This is a genomic window from Corynebacterium sp. EPI-003-04-2554_SCH2473622 (assembly GCF_001665955.1).
In the GTDB taxonomy this organism is placed as follows: Bacteria; Actinomycetota; Actinomycetes; order Mycobacteriales; family Mycobacteriaceae; genus Corynebacterium; species Corynebacterium pseudodiphtheriticum.
Genome location: NZ_LZMN01000054.1, coordinates 44,669 through 64,790 on the forward strand (window position 1 = coordinate 44,669; position 20,122 = coordinate 64,790).

Consider the following 20,122-nt stretch of genomic DNA (forward strand, 5'->3'; position numbering starts at 1 on the left):
GCTCGGCTATTTTCAGCGACTATTTTTCAGCGTTGCTGAAATCGAAATCATCGAGATCGATTCCCAGGCCTTCACACGAGGGCCAGTCCACCGGGATGGCAATGCCCCGCAAGTTACCATGCTCAGCTGCCATCGCCACCGCTTCTGTGCCCAGGCGGAAATGATCCGGCCCCTTGGCTAAAGCATAAGCAATCAAAACATGGAGACATTTCACGCGTTCCGGCATTCCACCACCAGAAAAATCGGTACCTAAATCTTCCATCGCATTGCGTTCTGCCAAAAAAGCTTCATGCGCGCGTTGATAATCCTCGGCAAGCTCTTCATCTTCCGCCAAGCGGGATTCCATCCACTTCATCACGTGTGCAACTTCCAACCGTGAAGCTTCCGCCGTTAAACGCGGGTCGGTGAGATAAAAAAGTGTGGGAAACGGGGTGCCATCGGGAAGCTTTGGTGTCGTTTTAATCACCGCCGGCGCACCGTCGGGGGTGCGGTACGAAATCTCTACGACACCACGCGGGCGACGTCCCAGCTGCTTTTCGACGGCATCAAGTTCGGCGGAAGTAACACTCATGTGTGCTATTCTCGCACGACCAGTTGCACTACGCGCAACTGGTTACCACAACTTCATCGGTTAGTTGGATCCTCGGCATGTTCTGGGACTTCTGGGGCCACCGGATCGCCCTCTACTTCCTCTCCGTCGGTGGACGTGGGAGCGTCGGCAGGCTCTGGGATCTCTGGTGGTTCCGCAATTGCGTCCCACAGCACTGCGTACCATGGGCGGGCTTCCTCATAGTCTTGCCGTGAGGTGGTCACCGAATCCTTATTAGTAATACGCGGATCGATGATGCGATAAGCAGTCTCTCCGGGTTCTACCAACCCGAAGCGGCTGCGCGCTTGTTCGCGCACATAATCCGCGTCTTTATAACGCTCAATCTCGTCTTCAACCCGAAGTTTTTCGGCTTTCTTCGCCGCAATGGAATCTTCCAAGCGCGCAATTTCGGCCCGGCCCTCATAATAATTACGCAGTGGCACCGCCACCGACAACAAGATCACCAACACCACAGAAACCATCACAGCAACACTGATGAGGTCGAAGCGCTGGTGGAATTTCTTTCGAGATCGACCGGCTACCGCAGTTTTTCCCCCCGGTCCACGCTGGGCGGCGGTACGAGAAGAAACGGGCACGGTTGTCCGTGTCCGCAGCGTAGACTTTTTACGCTCAGTCATGATCTCCTCGAGTTACCGTCCAGCGCGGATTTTAGCCCTGGAAACGTGGGAATGCGTCACGTCCAGCGTAACGTGCGGCCGCATCTAGTTCCTCTTCAATGCGCAACAAACGGTTGTACTTCGCAACACGCTCGGAACGAGCCGGCGCACCAGTTTTGATTTGACCACAAGATAGCGCCACTGCTAAATCAGCAATCGTAGTGTCTTCGGTTTCACCCGAACGGTGCGACATCATTGTGCGATAACCGTTGCGGTGAGCCAGCTCAACCGCATCGAAAGTTTCGGTCAAGGTGCCAATTTGGTTGACCTTCACCAGCAGAGCATTAGCGGCACCTTTGTCGATGCCTTCACGCAAACGCTGCGGGTTGGTGACAAAGAAATCATCACCAACGATCTGTACTTTGTCGCCAATTTCGCGGGTGAGGTTAACGTAGCCATCCCAATCGTTTTCATCCAATGGATCCTCAATGGACACGATTGGATATTCAGCGATCAGTTCAGCATAAACGCTCGCCATTTCTGCACCAGAAAGCTCGGATCCTTCAAACTTGTAGGATCCATTGTCGTAGAACTCAGAAGAAGCCACATCCAGTGCCAACGCAACGTCTTTGCCTGGCTCGTAGCCAGCTTTCTTAATTGCCTCAACGATCACGTCTAGGGCTGCACGCGTTGATTCCACAGACGGAGCAAAACCGCCTTCGTCGCCAAGACCAGTAGACAACCCGCGCTCTTTCAACACCGCTTTCAAGGCGTGGTAAACCTCAGCGCCTTGTTGCAGGGCTTCGGCGAAACTGGTGGCAGACAGCGGAGCAATCATGAATTCCTGAACGTCAACACCGGAATCAGCGTGCGCACCACCATTGAGGATATTCATCATTGGCACTGGCAACACATGGGCATTCGGGCCACCAATATAACGGTACAAAGGCAGCGCAGCGGAATCAGCAGCCGCCTTTGCCACAGCCATAGAGACACCCAAAATGGCATTAGCACCCAATTTGGATTTATTTTCAGTGCCATCGAGTTGCAGCATAGCCGCGTCGATCAGGCGCTGATCATCAGCAACCTGGCCGGCCAATTCGTCAGCGATAACCTCGTTAACGTTTTCTACGGCCTGCAACACTCCCTTACCCAGGTAGCGTTTGCCACCATCACGCAGTTCGTGAGCTTCATGCTCACCGGTCGAAGCGCCGGAAGGCACCCCGGCACGGCCGTGCGCGCCGTCATCCAGAACAACTTCTGCTTCCACAGTTGGATTGCCGCGGGAATCCAAGATCTCGCGTGCAAAAACATGCATGATATCAGCCACAGGCTGGGCCTCCTCTGATTTTCCGGCACACTAGTGCGCCATGTCAGGTGCAGTGAACACCCCTAATTGTTCCAGATTTCACCGAAAGCTGTAACAGGCACCCCGTATTAGCGGGAGGCGGGCTGGTCAATGGCATAAGAATTCGCCGCATCACGAACCTTGAGAACATAGTCGTTCGAGTTGTTGTACGACAAGATCGCCTCGGTCCATGCTTGTGGATCATCCAAATTGCGCCCTCCAGTACACAACAATTTTGCCGCTGCCAACGCAGCATCATCAATCTGCTGTGGATCAGGGTAACCATCGCCAGAAGCATCCAAACCGTAGCGATGCCAGGTTTGGGGAATGAACTGCATCGGACCAACCGCGCGGTCATAGACATTATCGTTATCGAATTCCCCACCATCAGTATCCGGAATATGCACAGTATTATTCGTGCCATCCAGCGGTATCCCAATAATCGGAGGATGCACCCGGCCGTCATCACCTATAGAAGGCCTATCGAACCAATTACCGGCATAACTCCCATGGCGCGTTTCCACCCAACCGATTCCTGCCAACGTCGTCCAGTCCAGATTGCACGACGGCCAGGCATCACGGGCGATCAGCTCCGCATTGCCATAAGCTCGCAATGCTTGCCCCGGGATCCCGGTATCGTCGGCAAGCCCTTCAGACCAATAGGTCAACTTATCAGCGGTGCGTCCTTCGCTATGCACATCAATAGACGGCACCTCTCGGCCCGCTGCCGGTGGTACATTATCCGGCACCGGCTGCAACTGCCGAGTGACCGACGGCCCATCGAGAAACGACAACAGCCACAGCACCACAGAGATCACCAAAATAATCCCCAGTACCGAGGCACAACCAACTTTCAGGCAGCCAGATCTCCTACTGCGAGCTGAATAATCCATCGTGGAACAAACCTACCCTTGCTCCTGTTCCGCACGCTTACCCTCAATCCACAATCGGTCTTGCTCTTCCTGAGAGACCATGCTGGATGTGCCATCAAAAAGATACGGCGCGCGCGAACGCATTTTGGCAATAAAACTGGCCGCAACATCGTCCAAACTAAACGCTTCCCGACGACGCCCTAATTCCGCATGAAACAACAATTGCAGCAAAACATCACCCAGCTCACGCACCAACTGCGCGTCATCAATATCCCGGGTCGTCTCAGCAGACTCAATAACCTCGCAAAGCTCCGCAACCTCCTCGCGCAGATAAGGCACCAGCGTTTTATGGGTCTGCAATAATTCAAATTCACCGATATCACGGGCACGCCTCATGACCTGACGTGCGATATAAAGCTGATCATCCCGCGAACGCGCAGTTATTATCCTCTCGCCACGACTCACGCGCTCCAGCACGCGCTGGTCCGCTTCATTAGTACTCACCAAAAGTCCTGCCCCAGAAGGATCAGTTCCACGAATAACATCACCAAAATTCCAGCGCACTGTCACCGGCACTTCCTCGGTATAGCTCACCGGGCCAGAAACGCCACTGAATACCTCCAACGGAATTTGCTCGGGCCAACGAGGATCAAGAAGCAGAACAGTCATAAAGACAATCCTATAAGCAACTATGCCCGCTATAGCCACCCCGCCTTTCGCGCTCAGGGATTTCCAGGGTAGCTTTACCATCATGCACAGCGAGTCAAATGCCACCACCAACACCGCGGCAGTGAGCGGAACCGGGGCCACATCCCACTCCGCACAAACGTCTCAGCAGCAAGGAGACGGAAAATCCAAGCACACGGTCACGATGTGGTCACTTGTCGCTCTCATCATCGGCTCTTGCGTCGGTGCAGGAATTTTCTCGCTACCGCAAAACATCGCTTCAGTAGCCGCACCCGGCGCGATGTTGATTGGTTGGGCAATCGCCGGCGTCGGCATGCTCTCAGTAGCATTCGTTTTCCAGATTCTGGCACAGCGTAAACCACACCTGGATTCCGGGGTGTATTCCTATGTGCGCGCCGGGTTGGGAGATTTTATTGGCTTCGCTTCCGGTTGGGGGTATTGGCTCGGCTCGGTCATCGCGCAGGTGGGCTACGCAACCCTGTTTTTCAACACCATCGGCCACTATGTGCCGCTATTCCACGAATCCAACCGCTGGGCATCGTTTATTTCCGTGAGCATCATGACCTGGGTGATTTTCGCGTTGCTTAGCCGCGGGGTAAAACAAGCCGCAATCATGAACACTGTGGTTACCGTCGCCAAGTTAGTGCCGATCCTGGCGTTTATCGTACTGCTGCTGTTTTTCGGTTTCAGCTGGGATACTTTCACCCTCGATTTCTGGGGCCGTGAATCTAGTGAAGGCTCAGTTTTTGAACAGGTCCAAGGGATCATGTTGTTTACTGTCTGGGTATTCATCGGTGTGGAAGGCGCGTCGGTGTATTCCAAACAGGCCCGGAAACGCACCGACGTAGGCCGCGCGACCGTGCTCGGGTTCGTTTCCGTTCTCGTCTTGCTGGTGTCTGTGGCGACGTTGTCGTTTGGTGTACTCAGTAAAGAAGAATTAGCGGCCTTGCCAGATAACTCCATGGCCGCCGTGCTAGAAGCTGCTATCGGCCCCGTCGGCGGCTTGCTGATCTCGATTGGACTGTGTATCTCAGTTTTGGGCGCGTATGTTTCCTGGCAAATGCTATGCGCCGAGCCGTTGACCATGATGGCGATTGACGGATTACTACCCAAGCGAACCGGTGCCATCAACCACGCAGGCGCTCCGTGGATGGCACAACTGATTTCTACCTCCGTGATTCAATTCGCGGTCATCGTATTCTTCCTCAACGAGACCGCCTATATTTCAATGGTGCAGCTGGCTACGGTGATGTACCTATTGCCGTATATCTTTTCCTCGCTATACCTGCTGCTGTTGGCATCACGCGGCAAAGGCATAACTCACCCACACGCCGGCACGAGGTTCGATTTGTCTGGACCGGAAATGTCCCAGCGCGAAAACCGACGCCATCTTCTTATCGGCGCAGTAGCGTTTATCTATTCCATGTGGCTGATTTATGCTGCCGATCCGGTTTATATTCTCTTCGGCGCACTAGCCGTTGTTCCCGGAATAATCCCGTACGTTCTGACGCGAATCTCGCGCAAAGAAAAATTATTTAACGGTTTTGAATGGTCAATCGTCATTCTGGTGGTCATCGCAGCAGTTATCGCTGCTGTTGGTTTGGCACAAGGCTCGCTACACCTGTAGGCATCGAAGCCGTATAGCCCGGTTACAGCATGCCCTTATCTGGTTGTTGACAGCAGGTTTTTAGTACGGTTAGTACACCGTCGATTCCTGTGACTATCACTTCTATTTGGGAGCTTCTGTGACTCGTACCAGCGCGGATCTCACGCGTTCTACTGCTACCACTACTGGCACTTTCGATACTGCTGCAGCTACGTCTGCTGGTGATTCCTCCACCAGTGACCATGGTCGTACTGCCTGGGCCGACCGGGTCCGGGAGCTTGCAGAACAACGAAACGCGGTCATCCTGGCCCACAATTACCAAATTCCGGAGATTCAAGACATCGCGCACCACACTGGCGATTCCTTAGCCCTGTCCCGGCAAGCAGCCGCCACTGATGCCGATATCATTGTGTTTTGCGGTGTGCATTTCATGGCCGAATCAGCGAAGATTCTCTCCCCAAGCAAGAAGGTACTCATCCCAGATGCACGCGCTGGTTGCTCCTTGGCGGATTCAATCACTGCTGAACAGCTCCGAGAATGGAAGGCCGAACATCCAAACGCTTTGGTGGTCAGTTACGTCAACACCACCGCCGAGGTAAAAGCCCTGACCGACGTCTGCTGCACCTCATCAAACGCCGTCGATGTCGTCAATTCCTTGCCGGCAGACCAAGAAATCTTGTTCTGCCCAGACCAGTTCTTGGGTGCTTATGTGAAACGAGAGACCGGTCGAGAAAACATACGTATCTGGGCTGGCGAGTGCCATGTGCATGCAGGTATTAGCGCCGAACAATTGACCCAGCAAACCCAGGACAACCCCTCGGCGGATTTGTACATCCATCCGGAATGCGGTTGCGCGAACTCTGCACTGTATTTAGCCAATGAAGGCTTGGTACCGCAAGATCGCGTGCATATGCTTTCAACCGGTCAGATGATCACGCGGGCACAAAAACAGCCGCAAAATAAGGTTTTGGTCGCTACCGAGACCGGTATGCTGCACCAACTACATCAGGCAGCCCCCAACATTGATTTCCAAGCGGTCAACGATCGCGCTGAGTGCAAGTATATGAAGATGATCACTCCTGAAGCGCTAGTACGTTGCTTGGAAACCGAAACGGATGAAGTCACGGTTCCAGAAAATATTGCGAATGCAGCCCGTAAATCACTCGAAGCCATGATTTCGATCGGCAGCCCTGGTGGTGCCGAATAAATGGATCACTTGCAGCTTCCTGATTGCTCTGCGCTAATAGACACCGCGTTAGACGAAGATTTCGCTTACGGTCCAGACCACACCTCATTAGCAACGGTCACCACCAGCGCCTCATGCACCGCCGAGTTGAACGCCCGGCAGGACGGTGTCATCGCCGGTTTGGGGCTAATAAAACCAGTATTAAGCGCTGTCGCCCATCGGATCGCGGATCATGAGGTCTCGCAGACCGGCGAGCATGGGCCAGAAAATTTCCGGCTCACTCTGGAATGTAACGATGGCATGCACGTCGTCACTGGGCAGCGCTTAGCGACGATCACCGCTAATACCCATCTGCTCCTAGCTGCCGAGCGAACTCTACTCAACATCATCTCGCACGCCAGCGGCATCGCAACCGAGACCTCCCGGTGGGTTCGCGCAATCGCAGATGCAGCAACAGAATTTGCCCAGAAAACTGAAGCTTCTGGCGACTGCCACCAACCAGCGATCCCACAAGCCCGGGTGCGCGACACCCGAAAAACCCTCCCAGGACTGCGCAAGTTACAAAAATATGCGGTCCGCGCCGGCGGAGGCAGTAACCACCGGATGGGCTTGGGTGATGCCGCGATGATCAAAGACAATCATGTTCACGCCGCTGGCGGTAGCGTCAGCGCGGCTCTTCGCCTGGTTCGTGAGCATAAACCCGATATTCCGTGCGAAGTGGAAGTCGACACCTTAGAACAACTCGATGAAATTCTGCCGCTGCACCCAGACATGGTGTTGCTGGATAACTTCTCCCCCGCCGAAGTTCGTGCGGCAGTAGCGCGTCGGCAAGAGCTCAGCCCGGCAACCAAACTGGAGGCTTCCGGAGGGCTCACACTTGCTCGCGCTGGCGAGTACGGCACCACCGGGGTGGATTATCTTGCGGTGGGCGCACTAACTCACTCAGTGCGTGTAATGGATATTGGATTGGATTTTTCATGACAGCAACTCAGATAGCCCTGATCGGTGCTGGTCCCCGCGGTATTTCGGTTCTAGAACGGCTTGCAGCCTATTTACGCGACTCGTCCAGTTCCGGACAGGCGCAAACGAAGACGCAGGCAGTCCGCCCACAGATAACGATTCACATCGTTGATGATTCCCAAATCGGTGCCGGTCGGGTATGGGACACCACCCAGACTCGTACACTGTGTATGAACACGTTGGCTGATGCCGTGACTTTATTTACCGAGCCTGGTTCCACCGTGGGTGCTTCAGTGCTATCTGGCCCAACACTATACGAATGGATCCGCCTGGTTCGCGGCGATGATCTGCTAGCGGCATTCACTGCAGGTAACCTTAACTATGACACCAACGCTCAGGTAGTTCAGGAAAAAGAAGCACTGTTTCGTTCACACCCGCCGCGAAAAGGCCTGGCAAATGACTACCACGAGGAATTAGTCGGCACAGTAGAACAATCCAATCCTTCTCGCGCGCTTTATGGCGAATACCTGCGTTGGGTCTATCAGGTGGCTCTGGCGCATTTGCCGGATTCTGTGGAAGTCATCGAACACAATTCCCGTGCGGTTGACATGTACACGGTCCCGGACAGCGCTAATACCGACGTCATTACCCTTGCCGACGGCACCAGCTTTTCCGCCCACGCCACTGTGCTAGCCACTGGCTGGGTGCTGAACGCAGATAACGACGAGCAGCACCAATTGCGCGCGGCCAGTCAAGCTGAGCATTTAACCTGGATCAGTCCAAATAACCCAGTAGAACAACCCGTAGACAATATCGCGGCGGAAAAACCAGTGCTGGTGCGGGGACTAGGAATGGGATTTTTCGATTTGCTAGCACTATGCACCCTCGGCCGTGGCGGCTCTTTCGACGTAGATCCAACCACGCGCTCGGGGCTACGGTATCGAGCCAATGGGAAAGAACCACATTTTGTAGTTTCTTCCCGCCGCGGCTACCCATTTTTGCCAAAGTCAGATTACGGTTCGCTCCCGCCAAAAGCTCATATGCCCCGTCTACACAACGCCCTGCAGGCTGTGCAGGAGCAAGAGCGGATTGATTTTTCCATCGACCTTGCTCCGGCGATTATCCGCGATGCTATCCAGGCCTTTTATGCAACGCTCTCTCGCCTAGCCCCAGAATCGATCCTCACCAGTACGGAAGACATCAACACCGTGCTGGATTCGACCCCAGTATATGTGTTGTTGGATCCGCACGGTCTCAGCGGTGTGTTAGCCCGGCACACGACTGAGATCTGCAATTTGCAGCCGTATTTACACCCACGCGTCGAATCGACTCAGCAAGTTGCTGAAGCAATGGCCCGAGATATCGACGAAGCCCTAAAAGGTTCCAATTCACCGATCAAGGCTGCTTTGTGGGTATTCGCCTCCTGCCGCAAACACGTTGGGATTGCCGGAAGCCAAGGAAAATTCATGGCAGATTCCACAACCCCAACGCTGTCGCAAATCATGGCTTTAGGACAGATGGTTGGTTCCGGGCCTCCACTGTTTCGTTCCCAACAGTTACTGGCGCTTGTCGACGCCGGACTGGTGGAATTTTTGGGCGCCCAACCACGTTTGACCATTGGTTCTGCAGAGTTCACGCTCACCTGCGGTTCGGGTGTTTCTGCACGGCGGGCCAGTGCGACAACGCTTGTCGATGCTTGGCTGCCAAAGCCTGATATCCGCTTCCCTGCCGATCCGTTGAGCCAGGCTTTATTCGCTTCCGACCGGATCCGTCCGTTCTCGATTGACGGAGTGGAACAAGGTTCGCCGGAAACTGCGTACGCGACGCGTCGGACGATTCGCCCGGACGGTAGTCAGGATTCCCGTCTGCACATCATTGGTATTCCCACACATGCTCAGATGCCAGATACCACGATTTCCCCAATGCCAGGTACCGACCCGATCATGTTGCAAGAAACGGATAAAACCGCACGCAGCGTGCACGCGATTATTCAGGATCTGCGCGACGAAGCTCCACAGCCGTAGCTGCTTGGGCTAGCCCAGCTAACACCAGCTGGGTCATCCACTTCTGATGATCCGGCATGATGTCGTGCCCCAGACTGGTTAATTTCCGAGAAAGCACGCCGATGGTCAATACAAAGCGGCGCGCGTGCAGCTCGGGCGTCACGAAGCCGTACTTCGCTGCAGTGGCTAAAAGTTTTTCAATTGGCTGCATATCACGGTTCCGGACCACGGTGGCGAATTGCTGCACGAGATCTTGCCGCTCTGCGTAGCGCGAAACTTGCTCACTCAGCGGACCGACACCTTGTTCTACCAATTCGGTGACAAGATCTGTCCAGGTCTGCCATGGGTGCGCTTCCCAGTGGCCATCGTATTTTTCGATAATTGCGCAGTGTTGCGAATAGACGTGGTCCCCCACGGCTAAAATTAACGCCCAGCGATCCGGAAAATTCCTGTGTACGGTGGCCACTCCTACTCCCGCAGCCGCGGCAATCGCACGAAAAGTGACATCGATACCGTGTTCTTGGAACAAGCGGTGGGATGCTCGAATGATGGCTTCTCGGTTCGCTTGGGCATCAGCGCGCACTGCGGCTCCTTTCTGCGAGCAGAGCGGCAAGTCATTCAATCCGCCTGTGGTGGCCCCATTTTCTTCCGTTATATATTACACCGGGCTATCACTTCGGTGGCCGTTTCGGGCTGGTCACTGTCGCGTCGTTCGGGATCCAGAACCGCAGGGGTGCAGCAACATTCTTGGAAATGCCGATGCGCGGTCCAGCTACCCATTCAGGTTCCTGCGAGCGTATGCCAAGCTGTGGATTCATTGTTGCGGTTCCTCGTGGCGGCAGGCTGTCCATGCGGGCAGGCACTTGTTCTACAGCGAGGTGATTGTGTTCGGTACCCACTCCCAAGGCTTTAGCAAGGTTTCCAGGGCCGGACGCTAAACGGGTATAGCTGACATCGCCCCGGCGGCTACGCGCTATCGGCTCACCGGCGATCACTCGCCCAGAGCGAAGCAAGCACCCTTGGCCGGTGCCTTCCGGACCACACACCAAGTTGCAGCAACGATGAATACCATAAGAAATATAGACGTATAGGCGTCCGTCCGGCCCCCAAAGCGCGGCGTTTGCCGGTGTCTTGCCACGGAAACTATGCGCAGCTGTGTCGATGCCATGTAAATAGGCTTCCACCTCAGTAATTTCGATGGTCACAGAGCCAAAAGACAGGGTTCTGCCCAAAAGCAAGGGCGCAACTACATCGGCATCAGCAGAAAAATCTAGCATTCGTGCACACTCCACTAGCCACTAGAAGTCATAATTGATTACAGCTGTTCGCCACTGTTTACTACTACTCACTCCTATTCGCTCAGCGAAAACACCGAGCCGCTGGATTTCTGCACTCGAGGTTTCCCTGGCTTCTTACGTCGCGCTTCGCCACGTGTAACAGCACCGGCTTCATCTTTGCCAGTAGTCTGTGGTTTCTGTGCTCCGGATACGTCAGTTTTTTCCACATCGAACATCTCGGTGAGGAAATCCGCCATCCACTGCAGGAGTTCCACATCGCGCAACTTCGGGTCCGTCACGTTGCCACGACCAGCTTTCGGGAACGGTAGCTGGATCGCTTTGGCGGCTGCACGGTAATTCGCACCAGGGTGTGTGCGTTTCAAACGCACTTGCTTGGAATCCGGTAATTCCACCGGGCCCACTTTGATTCGTGTTCCTTGCACCATGATGTCGGTGACCCCGGCGCGCCGAGCTTGGTGGCGCAGGCGTGCCACAGCCAGCAAACGCTCGACCTCTTCCGGGATCGGGCCATAGCGGTCTTCCATTTCCTCAACTACCAAGTGTAGGTCTTTATTGTCCTGTGACGACGCCAGCTTGCGGTAAACCTCCAAACGCAGGCGTTCCGAAGAAATATATTGTTCCGGGATATGTGCATCCACCGGCAAGTCGATACGAATTTCTTTCGGCGACTGATCTGTGGCATCCAGTGCCTCACCGCGGGAAAGCGCCTTGAAGGTTTCGACAGCTTCGCCGACCAACCGGACGTACATATCGAAGCCGACGCCTGCGATATGACCAGATTGTTGGGCGCCCAGCACGTTTCCGGCACCGCGCATTTCCAGGTCTTTCATGGCCACTGCCATACCGGCACCGAGATCGTTGTTTTGCGCGATCGTCGCCAAGCGGTCATAGCTGGTCTCAGAAAGCGTGGCTCCTTGCGGGTACAAAAAGTAGGCGTAGCCACGCTCCCGGGAGCGTCCAACGCGACCGCGCAGCTGGTGCAACTGTGACAGCCCCATCTGGTGGGCATTTTCCACGATCAAGGTGTTGGCATTAGCAATATCCAAGCCGGTTTCCACGATCGTGGTGCATACCAGCACGTCATATTCGCGATCCCAAAAACCCTGCACGGTACGTTCCAGCAAGTCCTCGTTCATTTGCCCATGGGCAACGACGACGCGGGCTTCTGGCACCAGTTCACGGATTTCCCGGGCCTTTTTCTCGATATCCGCGACCTTGTTGTGAATCACGAAGGTCTGACCATCGCGTAACAGCTCGCGGCGGATCGCAGCCGCAACCTGTTTGTCTTCGTAGGCACCGACATACGTCAGGATCGGGTGCCGGTCTTCCGGTGGAGTAAGGATCGTCGACATTTCCCGGATGCCCGCCATCGACATCTCCAGGGTGCGTGGGATTGGAGTCGCAGACATCGTGAGCACGTCGACAGATGAACGTAAGGCCTTGATGTGTTCTTTGTGCTCCACACCGAAGCGCTGTTCCTCATCCACGACGATCAAGCCGAGGTTTTTCCACTGCACGCCAGTCTGCAGCAACCGGTGAGTACCAATCACGATATCGACGGTGCCGTCGGCAAGCTCTTTAATGATCTGTTTGGCTTCTCCCGCGGTACTAAACCGCGAAAGCACCCGCATCTCAACTGGGAAGCCTGCCATGCGTTCAGCAAATGTGTCGTAGTGTTGCTGTGCCAACAGCGTGGTCGGCACCAATACCGCGACTTGTTTTCCATCTTGCACCGCTTTGAAAGCAGCACGCACCGCAACCTCGGTTTTGCCATAGCCAACGTCGCCGACGACGACGCGGTCCATCGGGACCGACGATTCCATATCCGCTTTCACTGCTTCGATGGCCAGCATCTGGTCTTCGGTTTCGACGAACGGGAAGTTATCTTCCATCTCCGTTTGCCAAGGAGAATCCGGGGCAAAAGAATATCCCGGCGCGGCTTGGCGCTTCGCATAAAGTTGCACCAGCTCGCCAGCGATTTCGCGGACCGCTGCGCGCGCCTTTTTCTTGGTGTTTTTCCAGTCCGATCCGCCCATTTTGGACAGCGTCGGTGCTTGCCCGCCGGTGTATTTGCTCAGTAGGTCCAGTGATTCCATGGGAACCCACAATTGGTCTGCGGGTTGTCCGCGCTTCGACGCGGCGTATTCCAGCACGATGTATTCGCGGCGAGAGCTTTCCCCACCGGCATTGATCGTGCGCTCAGCCATCTTAATAAACTTGCCGATGCCGTGGGTTTCGTGGACGACGAAATCGCCTTTTTTCAGTGCCAGCGGGTCCACTCGGTTGCGCCGTTTGGCGGGTCGACGTTTGGCACCGGCGATATCGCCGACACGGTTACCGGTCAGATCGGTTTCGGTAACCACGACCAACGGCAGTGTCGCACCGTCGTGCTGGTTGCGGACTTTCGGAAAGACCAATCCGGCGTGGCTCAATGCTTGATACAGCGTGATCTCGCCAGCGTTGGGTTGCCAGCCGGGCTCTGCCACGTGCGCCGAGATGCCGTTTTCGCGGAATCGTTCCGCCATGCGTTTGATAGCACCGGCTGCCGGGGCGATATATGCTGCGCGTCCACCCGACTGGCAATGGGCGCGAAGCTGCGACATCATCGCTTCGATTTCTTTGGCGTCGCCTTTCGGCTGTGGACCAGCCTCAAATTCGAGCGGCAACGTCGCTGCTTCATCTGCAGCAAACATTCCTGGAGGGGCGAACGTCCACCAGGAACTGCCACGTTCCCGGGTGATGTCTTCTAATTGTTCCAGGGACAAGTAGTTTGCTGCCGACAAGTCAAGTTTGTTGTGGGCCACCGGGCCATCCGCCCCCATGGCTGCTGCTTCCCAGCTCGCGGCCAAGAATTCTGCGTCGGTATCGTGCAGGTCCTCTACCCTACGCCGCACCTTTTCTGGGTCCGTGACCAGAACATGCGTGTTATCCGGCACCAGGTCCAACAGCGACACCATCGGCGTATCCGCCAGCACCGGAAGCAACGCTTCCATGCCTTCCGATGGGATCTTTTCCGATATCTTGGTGAGCAATTCCGCTAGCGTCGCGTTGGAAGCATACTCGCGTGCGAGTTTTTCCGCTTTCGCTGCTACCGCATCGGTAATGGGCAGTTCACGAGCCGGGAAAATAGCAACTTTGCCAACTTCGATCTCAGAGATCGTTCGTTGGTCTGCCACAGAAAACTGGCGGATATCGGTGATTTCATCACCCCAGAATTCGATGCGCACTGGATAGTCCAGGGTCGTGGGATAGACATCGACGATGCCGCCGCGTTTGGCGAATTGGCCTTTTTTACTGACCATGTCGACGTGCGAATAGGCACGGAATTCTAATTCAGCAACCAGCTGCTCAAAGTCATATTCTTGGTCTTCAGTCAGGCTAATCGGCGCCCGGCCATCGACAGATTCCAGCACTGGCTGCGCCAGTCCGCGTGCTGGGGTCACGATAACTTGCAGATCGTCTAAGCGGTGCAGCACGGCTGCACGCTTACCGACGATATCTGCGCCCGGAGACAAACGCTCATGCGGCAAGGTTTCCCATGCGGGAAACATCGCGACTTTGTTGCCCAGCATGGCAGCTAATTCTGCGTGTAGATCTTCAGCTTCGCGGCCGGTGGCTGTAAGCACAACGACGGGGGCATGGTGTGCCAGGGTGCCGATAGCCCAGGGTCGAGCTTGCGTAATGCCGGTGATGTGCAGGGTTGGTTCACCAACATGATTGATGAGCCCTTTGAGTTTCGGATCGCTGGCAGCAACTTTTAATAGGCCGGCGAGCATATTCACTTCGGGATCATTCTCCTGACTGAGATGGCTGGTGGCTGGAGCCTTACCCCTTGATATGAAAAAGCTTCCCCACCAGGACTCGAACCTAGAATGACGGTACCAAAAACCGTAGTGTTGCCGATTACACCATGGGGAAATGTCGACACTCCTACACTGCCATTCGAAACGACCATCAGTGAATGATGACATCGAGGCGATATGCAGTTGCGTGCCAACGGCTTGTAAGTTTACACAATCAGATGAAGAAATGAAAAACCAACGGCCACACAAAACGCCATACAACACGTAGCCAGGGCTTTTTCACACCCTACTCGCCATTACCATTAGCCTGGAATTATGAATCCCGGCTCCTCGCGCACCGCACGCAACCAGCAGCACAATGGCCGCCATATTGCTATCGCCAACGCCCTGCAAAACATCGGCGACCAGACGGCCTCAGCCAAAACTGTCTTGCCCTGGTTGTTTACTGCCGCTGGGGTGCCAGCAGCATTTTCTGGTTTGTTGGTGCCGGTTCGCGAGTCGTTAGCAATGCTCCCGCAGGCTGCACTGCGGGGTTGGGTGACATCACAGGAATCTCGGAAACGAATTTGGATATTGGGCTCACTTGGGCAAGCACTCTGTGCCGCGCTCATGGCACTCGCCGCATTGGTACTGAGCGGGTCCTCGCTAGGCGTCACGATCGTGGCGCTTTTAGCCTGCTTAGCGATTTTTCGTTCCTTGTCTTCACTCTCCGGGAAAGACGTTTTGGGCCGGGCTGTGAGCAAGGGACAACGCGGCGCGGTAACCGGCACCGCGACCACACTATCGGGCATCGTCACTATCGCTGTCGGTGGCGTGCTGTTGTTCGTCCCCTCCCCAATTCCTATTTGGGTCGGCGCAGTCCTCATTGGAATTGGCGCACTCGGTTGGTGTGTGGCATCGCTTTCTTTCGCGCGTGTCGACGAAAACTTGGGTACTCGCTCGCTAAAGAAACCCATGCAACCAGGCCCTCCCACCGACGCACTTCCCTGGTATCGCGATACCTGGCAGTTATTACGTGACGACGCTCATTTCCGGCAATTCGTCGTCGTTCGCTCTCTGTTCCTAGTCTCCTCACTATCCACCGCTTTTATCGTCACACTGAGCACGCTCAACGACAGCAGTTTCGCCGAATTGGGCGCCTTTGTGTTCGTCTCCGGTCTTTCAGCACTGCTTGCAGGAAAAATTTCCGGGATCTGGTCTGATCGTTCCTCCAAGACCGTGATGTCCGTCGCCGCTGGCACGGCTTCATTGGTGCTGTTGCTGCTGGTAGCAAGCTCACTGACTCTTCCTCCCGGCTGGAATTCCGTACTATTTCCACTGGGATTTTTCTTGGTGTCTCTCAGCCACGCCGCCATACGCGTGGCCCGTTCGACCTATCTCGTGGACATGGCTGAAGACGACCAACGCACCCGCTATACCGGCGCCGCAAACACACTGATGGGCGTGATTCTGTTATGCGTCGGCGCGTTGTCGTCTGTCATCGCACTCAAAGGCCCTGCTTGGGCGTTAGTATTTTTGTCTCTCATTGGTTTTGCCGGTGTTTGGGCAGCTCGCAAGCTTCCGGAAGTCTCGCAAGGTGGCTAAAACCCCACGGTCAAGCGCGCACGCGCGAACACATCGTTATGATTGGTGCCATTAGTTAACCCCCATTTGTTCAGGAGTGAATTCTCGCTGTGGCTCAACAATCTTCCTGCGCGGTCATCGTCTTAGCTGCCGGCGCCGGTACACGGATGAAATCTGCGACCCAGAAAACGCTGCATGAAATTGGCGGGCGCTCGCTGCTTTCCCATAGTGTGCACGCCGCGGCCGGCTTAAATCCAGACAATGTCGTCGTGGTCGTCGGCCACCAGCGTGAGCAGGTAGTGCCAGCCGTCGACACGCTTTCCGACGAGCTCGGCCGTAAGCTGACCACCGCCGTACAAAAAGAACAACTTGGCACCGGGCACGCGGTGCAATGTGCGATGGCTGGGTTGGAAGATTTCCAGGGCACCGTGATTGTCACCAATGCTGATGTGCCCCTACTGCGACCAGAAACCCTCGATCACCTACGCGAGCACCATGAATCCGCACGAGCTGGCGTTACGGTGTTGTCCGTCGAACTTGCCGACGCCACCGGCTATGGCCGCATTGTGCGCGACGATAATCAGCAGGTCACCGCAATTGTCGAGCATAAAGATGCTTCAGCAGAAATCCGAGAAATTACCGAAATCAACTCCGGAGTCTTCGCTTTCGACGCTGCCATCCTGCGCGATGCGCTGACACAACTGAACACGGATAACGCGCAGGGCGAGTTGTATATCACTGACGTGCTGGCTATTGCGCGCAAGGCTGGCCATGGGGTCGGTGCCTATGTCACAGCTGATGCTGGCGAGCTCGCAGGCGTCAACAACCGCGTACAGCTGGCAGAAGCAGGCAAGGAATTCAACCGCCGCACCGTAGAAGCAGCCATGCTCGGGGGCGCTACCATTGTCGACCCTGCCACCACCTGGATTGGCGCGGATGTCACCGTGGGCCAAGACGTCACTATCCACCCGGGTACGCAGCTGTGGGGAAAAACCTTCATCGCGGACGGCGCGGAAATTGGACCGGACAGCACACTCACAGATGTCGTCGTCGGCAAGAATGCGCGTGTGATCCGTGCCCACGCAGAAAGCTCGCGTATTGGCGCAGGGGCGAACGTCGGACCATTTACCTACCTTCGCCCAGGTACAGAGTTGGGTAATAACGCCAAGCTCGGTGGCTTCGTTGAGACGAAAAAAGCCACTATCGGTGAAGGCTCCAAAGTTCCGCACCTGACCTACGTGGGTGATGCGACCATCGGCAAACACTCAAATATTGGTGCTTCTTCGGTCTTCGTTAACTATGACGGCGTGAACAAGAATCACACCGTGGTGGGCGATCACGTGCGCACAGGTTCAGACACGATGTTCATCGCACCAGTAACCGTGGGTGATGGCGCCTATTCTGGGGCAGGTACAGTGATTAAAGACGATGTTCCACCAGGGGCACTGGCCGTCTCAGGTGGCCGCCAGCGCAATATCGAGGGCTGGGTCGCGCAAAAGCGCCCGGGTAGTCCCTCTGCGCAGGCTGCACAAGCTGCCGAAAACAGCACAGCCGACAACGGCGAAGCTGACAATCGCAGCACTGATAACGGCAGTGACCAGGGTTCCGAACAAGCGTAGACATCAAAGCAGAAGGGTTAATCCTATGACTGGCAAGATCGCTATGAACCAAAAGAACATGATGGTCTTCAACGGCCGCTCGCACCCAGACCTCGGCGAGGCTGTCGCCAAGGAATTGGGCACAAAAATCACCCCAATGCGAGCAGAAGACTTCGCAAATGGTGAGATCTTCGTTCGCTTTGAAGAATCGGTACGCGGCGCGGATTGTTTCGTTATGCAATCCCACGCGACCGTCGAAGGCGGCGATCTAAACAAATGGCTGATGGAGCAGCTCATCATGATTGATGCGCTCAAGCGTGGTTCCGCTAAGCGCATCACGGCTATTTTGCCGTTCTACCCATACGCACGCCAGGATAAAAAACACCGCGGACGCGAGCCTATTTCCGCTCGTCTGATCTCTGATCTGTTGCAATCCGCTGGTGCTGACCGTTTGGTCTCCGTTGATCTGCACACAGACCAAATCCAAGGCTTTTTTGATGGTCCAGTCGACCACATGCACGCCATGCCGGTGTTGACCGACTACATCAAAGAGAACTACCCAACTGAGAACATGTGCATCGTCTCGCCTGACGCTGGCCGCGTGAAGGTCGCAGAAAAATGGGCAAACGTCCTCGGCGGCGCACCGATGGCCTTCGTCCACAAGACGCGCAGCGTTGATGTAGCCAACGAAGTCGTCGCTAACCGCGTGGTCGGTGATGTTTCGGGCAAGGACTGCATCTTGGTAGACGACATGATTGACACCGGTGGAACTATCGCGGGTGCCGCAAAGATCTTGAAAGATGAAGGCGCCAAGTCTGTCGTTGTAGCCTGCACCCACGGCGTATTTTCTGGTCAAGCCCGAGAGAAGCTCTCGAACTGTGGCGCTGAAGAGGTCATCACCACCGACACCATCCCTCAGTCCACAGAGGGGTGGGACAACTTGACCGTGCTCTCCATCGCCCCTTTGCTGGCTCGCACCATCAACGAGATCTTTGAAAACGGTTCCGTTACCACGCTGTTCGAGGGGTCTGCCTAATGAAAAGCTTTGACGAATTCCGTGACAAAGTAGCCTTGGTTACCGGTGGCGGCTTCGGCATCGGCGAAGAAATCTGCTATGAACTCGGGGAATTGGGAACCCAGGTTGTAGTCGCCGATTCCAAAGAACATAAGCCGTCTGAGGTGGCCGAAAAAATCCGTTCTAACGGTGGTTCGGCGTATGCCATTGAGATCGACATGACTGCAGAATCGGACTACAAGGCTGCGGTACAAACCGCCGTAGAGCAGTTTGGTGGTTTACATTACGCGGTTAATTCGCCAGGCTACGGCGGTGAAGGCGAACTCACCGGAAAGCTGAATGGTCGGCAATGGCGCGATTTGGTTGATCTCAACCTCAACGGCGTCGCTTATGCCATGCGTTATGAGATCGAACAATTCTTAGACATGGACATGAGCTCGGAGTGTTCCATCGTCAATGTCGCTTCTGTGCACGGGTTAGTGGCGGCTAAGGGCAAAGCAGCCTATTCCGCTGCCAAGCACGGCGTCATCGGGCTAACCCGTTCAGCCGCCGTGGAATACGGCTCCAAGGCAATTCGTGTCAACGCGGTGTGCCCAGGCTATATCCGGAACGCCCTGCTCGCGAATTTCATGGATGAAGATGAGCTGACCAAACTGATCAACGACCATCCACTTGGCAGGCTGGGGTCAGTTCGAGAAGTTGCCGCGATGGTGCTGTTCCTGCTTTCGTCAAACGCATCGTTTATCACCGGCAGCACGCAAACCGTGGATGGTGGCTATACCGCCATTTAGGTCATCCCCATTTAAGACCATAATCTTTAAGAACATAGCAATTTCAGGTCTAGGCACAGTATCGCCTGTGTTTCGTTGCTGGCCTGCTGTTTGCTATGATGGCTCTCGTCTCGGCGAGGGCCATTCATTTTTGGCCGTTATCGACGCGATCTACACTTAACCCGGTAGCTCCCCCGGTCGTGGATG

Annotated in this window: 16 protein-coding genes; 8 read left to right on the top strand and 8 right to left on the bottom strand. The window is 55.2% G+C overall.

All coding sequences use genetic code 11. From position 1 onward, the window contains the following. Positions 1 to 19: 19 nt before the first annotated feature. The 5 genes from A5774_RS06360 to A5774_RS06380 all read right to left on the bottom strand — a co-directional run bounded on the left by A5774_RS06360 (position 20) and on the right by A5774_RS06380 (position 4,095). Positions 20 to 571: a DUF501 domain-containing protein gene (locus A5774_RS06360; RefSeq protein ID WP_021352984.1), complete on the bottom strand. Its 552-nt coding sequence runs from the start codon at positions 569 to 571 to the stop codon at positions 20 to 22. 53 nt (positions 572 to 624) lie between these two features. Further along, on the bottom strand, positions 625 to 1,227 hold the full coding sequence (locus A5774_RS06365; RefSeq protein ID WP_021352983.1) for a septum formation initiator family protein: 603 nt from the start codon (positions 1,225 to 1,227) through the stop codon (positions 625 to 627). Between the two features lie 31 nt (positions 1,228 to 1,258). Next, positions 1,259 to 2,536, bottom strand: coding sequence for a phosphopyruvate hydratase (gene eno, locus A5774_RS06370; protein WP_027017690.1), 1,278 nt, complete (start codon positions 2,534 to 2,536; stop codon positions 1,259 to 1,261). Positions 2,537 to 2,643: 107 nt separating this feature from the next. Then, positions 2,644 to 3,447 carry a lytic transglycosylase domain-containing protein gene (locus A5774_RS06375; RefSeq protein WP_051619238.1) on the bottom strand — a complete coding sequence of 268 codons (804 nt, stop codon included), beginning with the start codon at positions 3,445 to 3,447 and terminating at the stop codon, positions 2,644 to 2,646. A gap of 12 nt (positions 3,448 to 3,459) precedes the next feature. After that, the gene (locus A5774_RS06380) at positions 3,460 to 4,095 is read right to left on the bottom strand and encodes a MazG nucleotide pyrophosphohydrolase domain-containing protein (RefSeq protein WP_023019721.1); all 636 of its coding nucleotides are present in this window, start codon (positions 4,093 to 4,095) and stop codon (positions 3,460 to 3,462) included. A 202-nt stretch (positions 4,096 to 4,297) separates the two neighbouring features. Between A5774_RS06380 and A5774_RS06385 the strand changes: the two genes are divergently transcribed. From A5774_RS06385 to A5774_RS06400, 4 genes are all read left to right on the top strand, one after another. After that, on the top strand, positions 4,298 to 5,740 hold the full coding sequence (locus A5774_RS06385; protein ID WP_031268223.1) for a basic amino acid/polyamine antiporter: 1,443 nt from the start codon (positions 4,298 to 4,300) through the stop codon (positions 5,738 to 5,740). 118 nt (positions 5,741 to 5,858) lie between these two features. Then, on the top strand, positions 5,859 to 6,926 hold the full coding sequence (nadA, locus tag A5774_RS06390) for a quinolinate synthase NadA (protein WP_082936132.1): 1,068 nt from the start codon (positions 5,859 to 5,861) through the stop codon (positions 6,924 to 6,926). Next, positions 6,927 to 7,886, top strand: coding sequence for a carboxylating nicotinate-nucleotide diphosphorylase (nadC, locus tag A5774_RS06395; RefSeq protein ID WP_064833873.1), 960 nt, complete (start codon positions 6,927 to 6,929; stop codon positions 7,884 to 7,886). Continuing rightward, on the top strand, positions 7,883 to 9,889 hold the full coding sequence (locus A5774_RS06400; RefSeq protein WP_064833875.1) for an FAD/NAD(P)-binding protein: 2,007 nt from the start codon (positions 7,883 to 7,885) through the stop codon (positions 9,887 to 9,889). The genes nadC and A5774_RS06400 overlap by 4 nt, the downstream gene beginning before the upstream one ends. On the opposite strand, the gene A5774_RS06405 is transcribed toward A5774_RS06400, so the two are convergent. The 3 genes from A5774_RS06405 to mfd form a co-directional block, all read right to left on the bottom strand. Continuing rightward, entirely contained in the window at positions 9,852 to 10,451 is a 600-nt protein-coding gene (locus tag A5774_RS06405; RefSeq protein WP_064833878.1) for a TetR family transcriptional regulator, read from the bottom strand. The two genes, A5774_RS06400 and A5774_RS06405, sit on opposite strands and share 38 nt — an antisense overlap. A gap of 88 nt (positions 10,452 to 10,539) precedes the next feature. Beyond that, on the bottom strand, positions 10,540 to 11,145 hold the full coding sequence (locus A5774_RS06410; RefSeq protein WP_064833880.1) for a DNA-3-methyladenine glycosylase: 606 nt from the start codon (positions 11,143 to 11,145) through the stop codon (positions 10,540 to 10,542). Between the two features lie 74 nt (positions 11,146 to 11,219). Further along, on the bottom strand, positions 11,220 to 14,942 hold the full coding sequence (gene mfd / locus A5774_RS06415; protein ID WP_034646189.1) for a transcription-repair coupling factor: 3,723 nt from the start codon (positions 14,940 to 14,942) through the stop codon (positions 11,220 to 11,222). A 342-nt stretch (positions 14,943 to 15,284) separates the two neighbouring features. Between mfd and A5774_RS06420 the strand changes: the two genes are divergently transcribed. The 4 genes from A5774_RS06420 (at position 15,285) to A5774_RS06435 (ending at position 19,936) form a co-directional block, all read left to right on the top strand. Next, positions 15,285 to 16,553 (top strand): MFS transporter, encoded by a 1,269-nt coding sequence (locus tag A5774_RS06420; protein ID WP_064833882.1) that lies wholly within the window; start codon positions 15,285 to 15,287, stop codon positions 16,551 to 16,553. A gap of 89 nt (positions 16,554 to 16,642) precedes the next feature. Beyond that, the gene (gene glmU, locus A5774_RS06425) at positions 16,643 to 18,151 is read left to right on the top strand and encodes a bifunctional UDP-N-acetylglucosamine diphosphorylase/glucosamine-1-phosphate N-acetyltransferase GlmU (RefSeq protein WP_064833884.1); all 1,509 of its coding nucleotides are present in this window, start codon (positions 16,643 to 16,645) and stop codon (positions 18,149 to 18,151) included. A 25-nt stretch (positions 18,152 to 18,176) separates the two neighbouring features. Beyond that, positions 18,177 to 19,166, top strand: coding sequence for a ribose-phosphate diphosphokinase (locus tag A5774_RS06430; RefSeq protein WP_021353258.1), 990 nt, complete (start codon positions 18,177 to 18,179; stop codon positions 19,164 to 19,166). After that, complete coding sequence (locus A5774_RS06435; RefSeq protein WP_064833886.1) at positions 19,166 to 19,936, top strand: SDR family NAD(P)-dependent oxidoreductase; 771 nt, start codon at positions 19,166 to 19,168, stop codon at positions 19,934 to 19,936. Before A5774_RS06430 ends, A5774_RS06435 begins: the two co-directional genes overlap by 1 nt. The last annotated feature ends 186 nt before the right edge of the window (positions 19,937 to 20,122 follow it).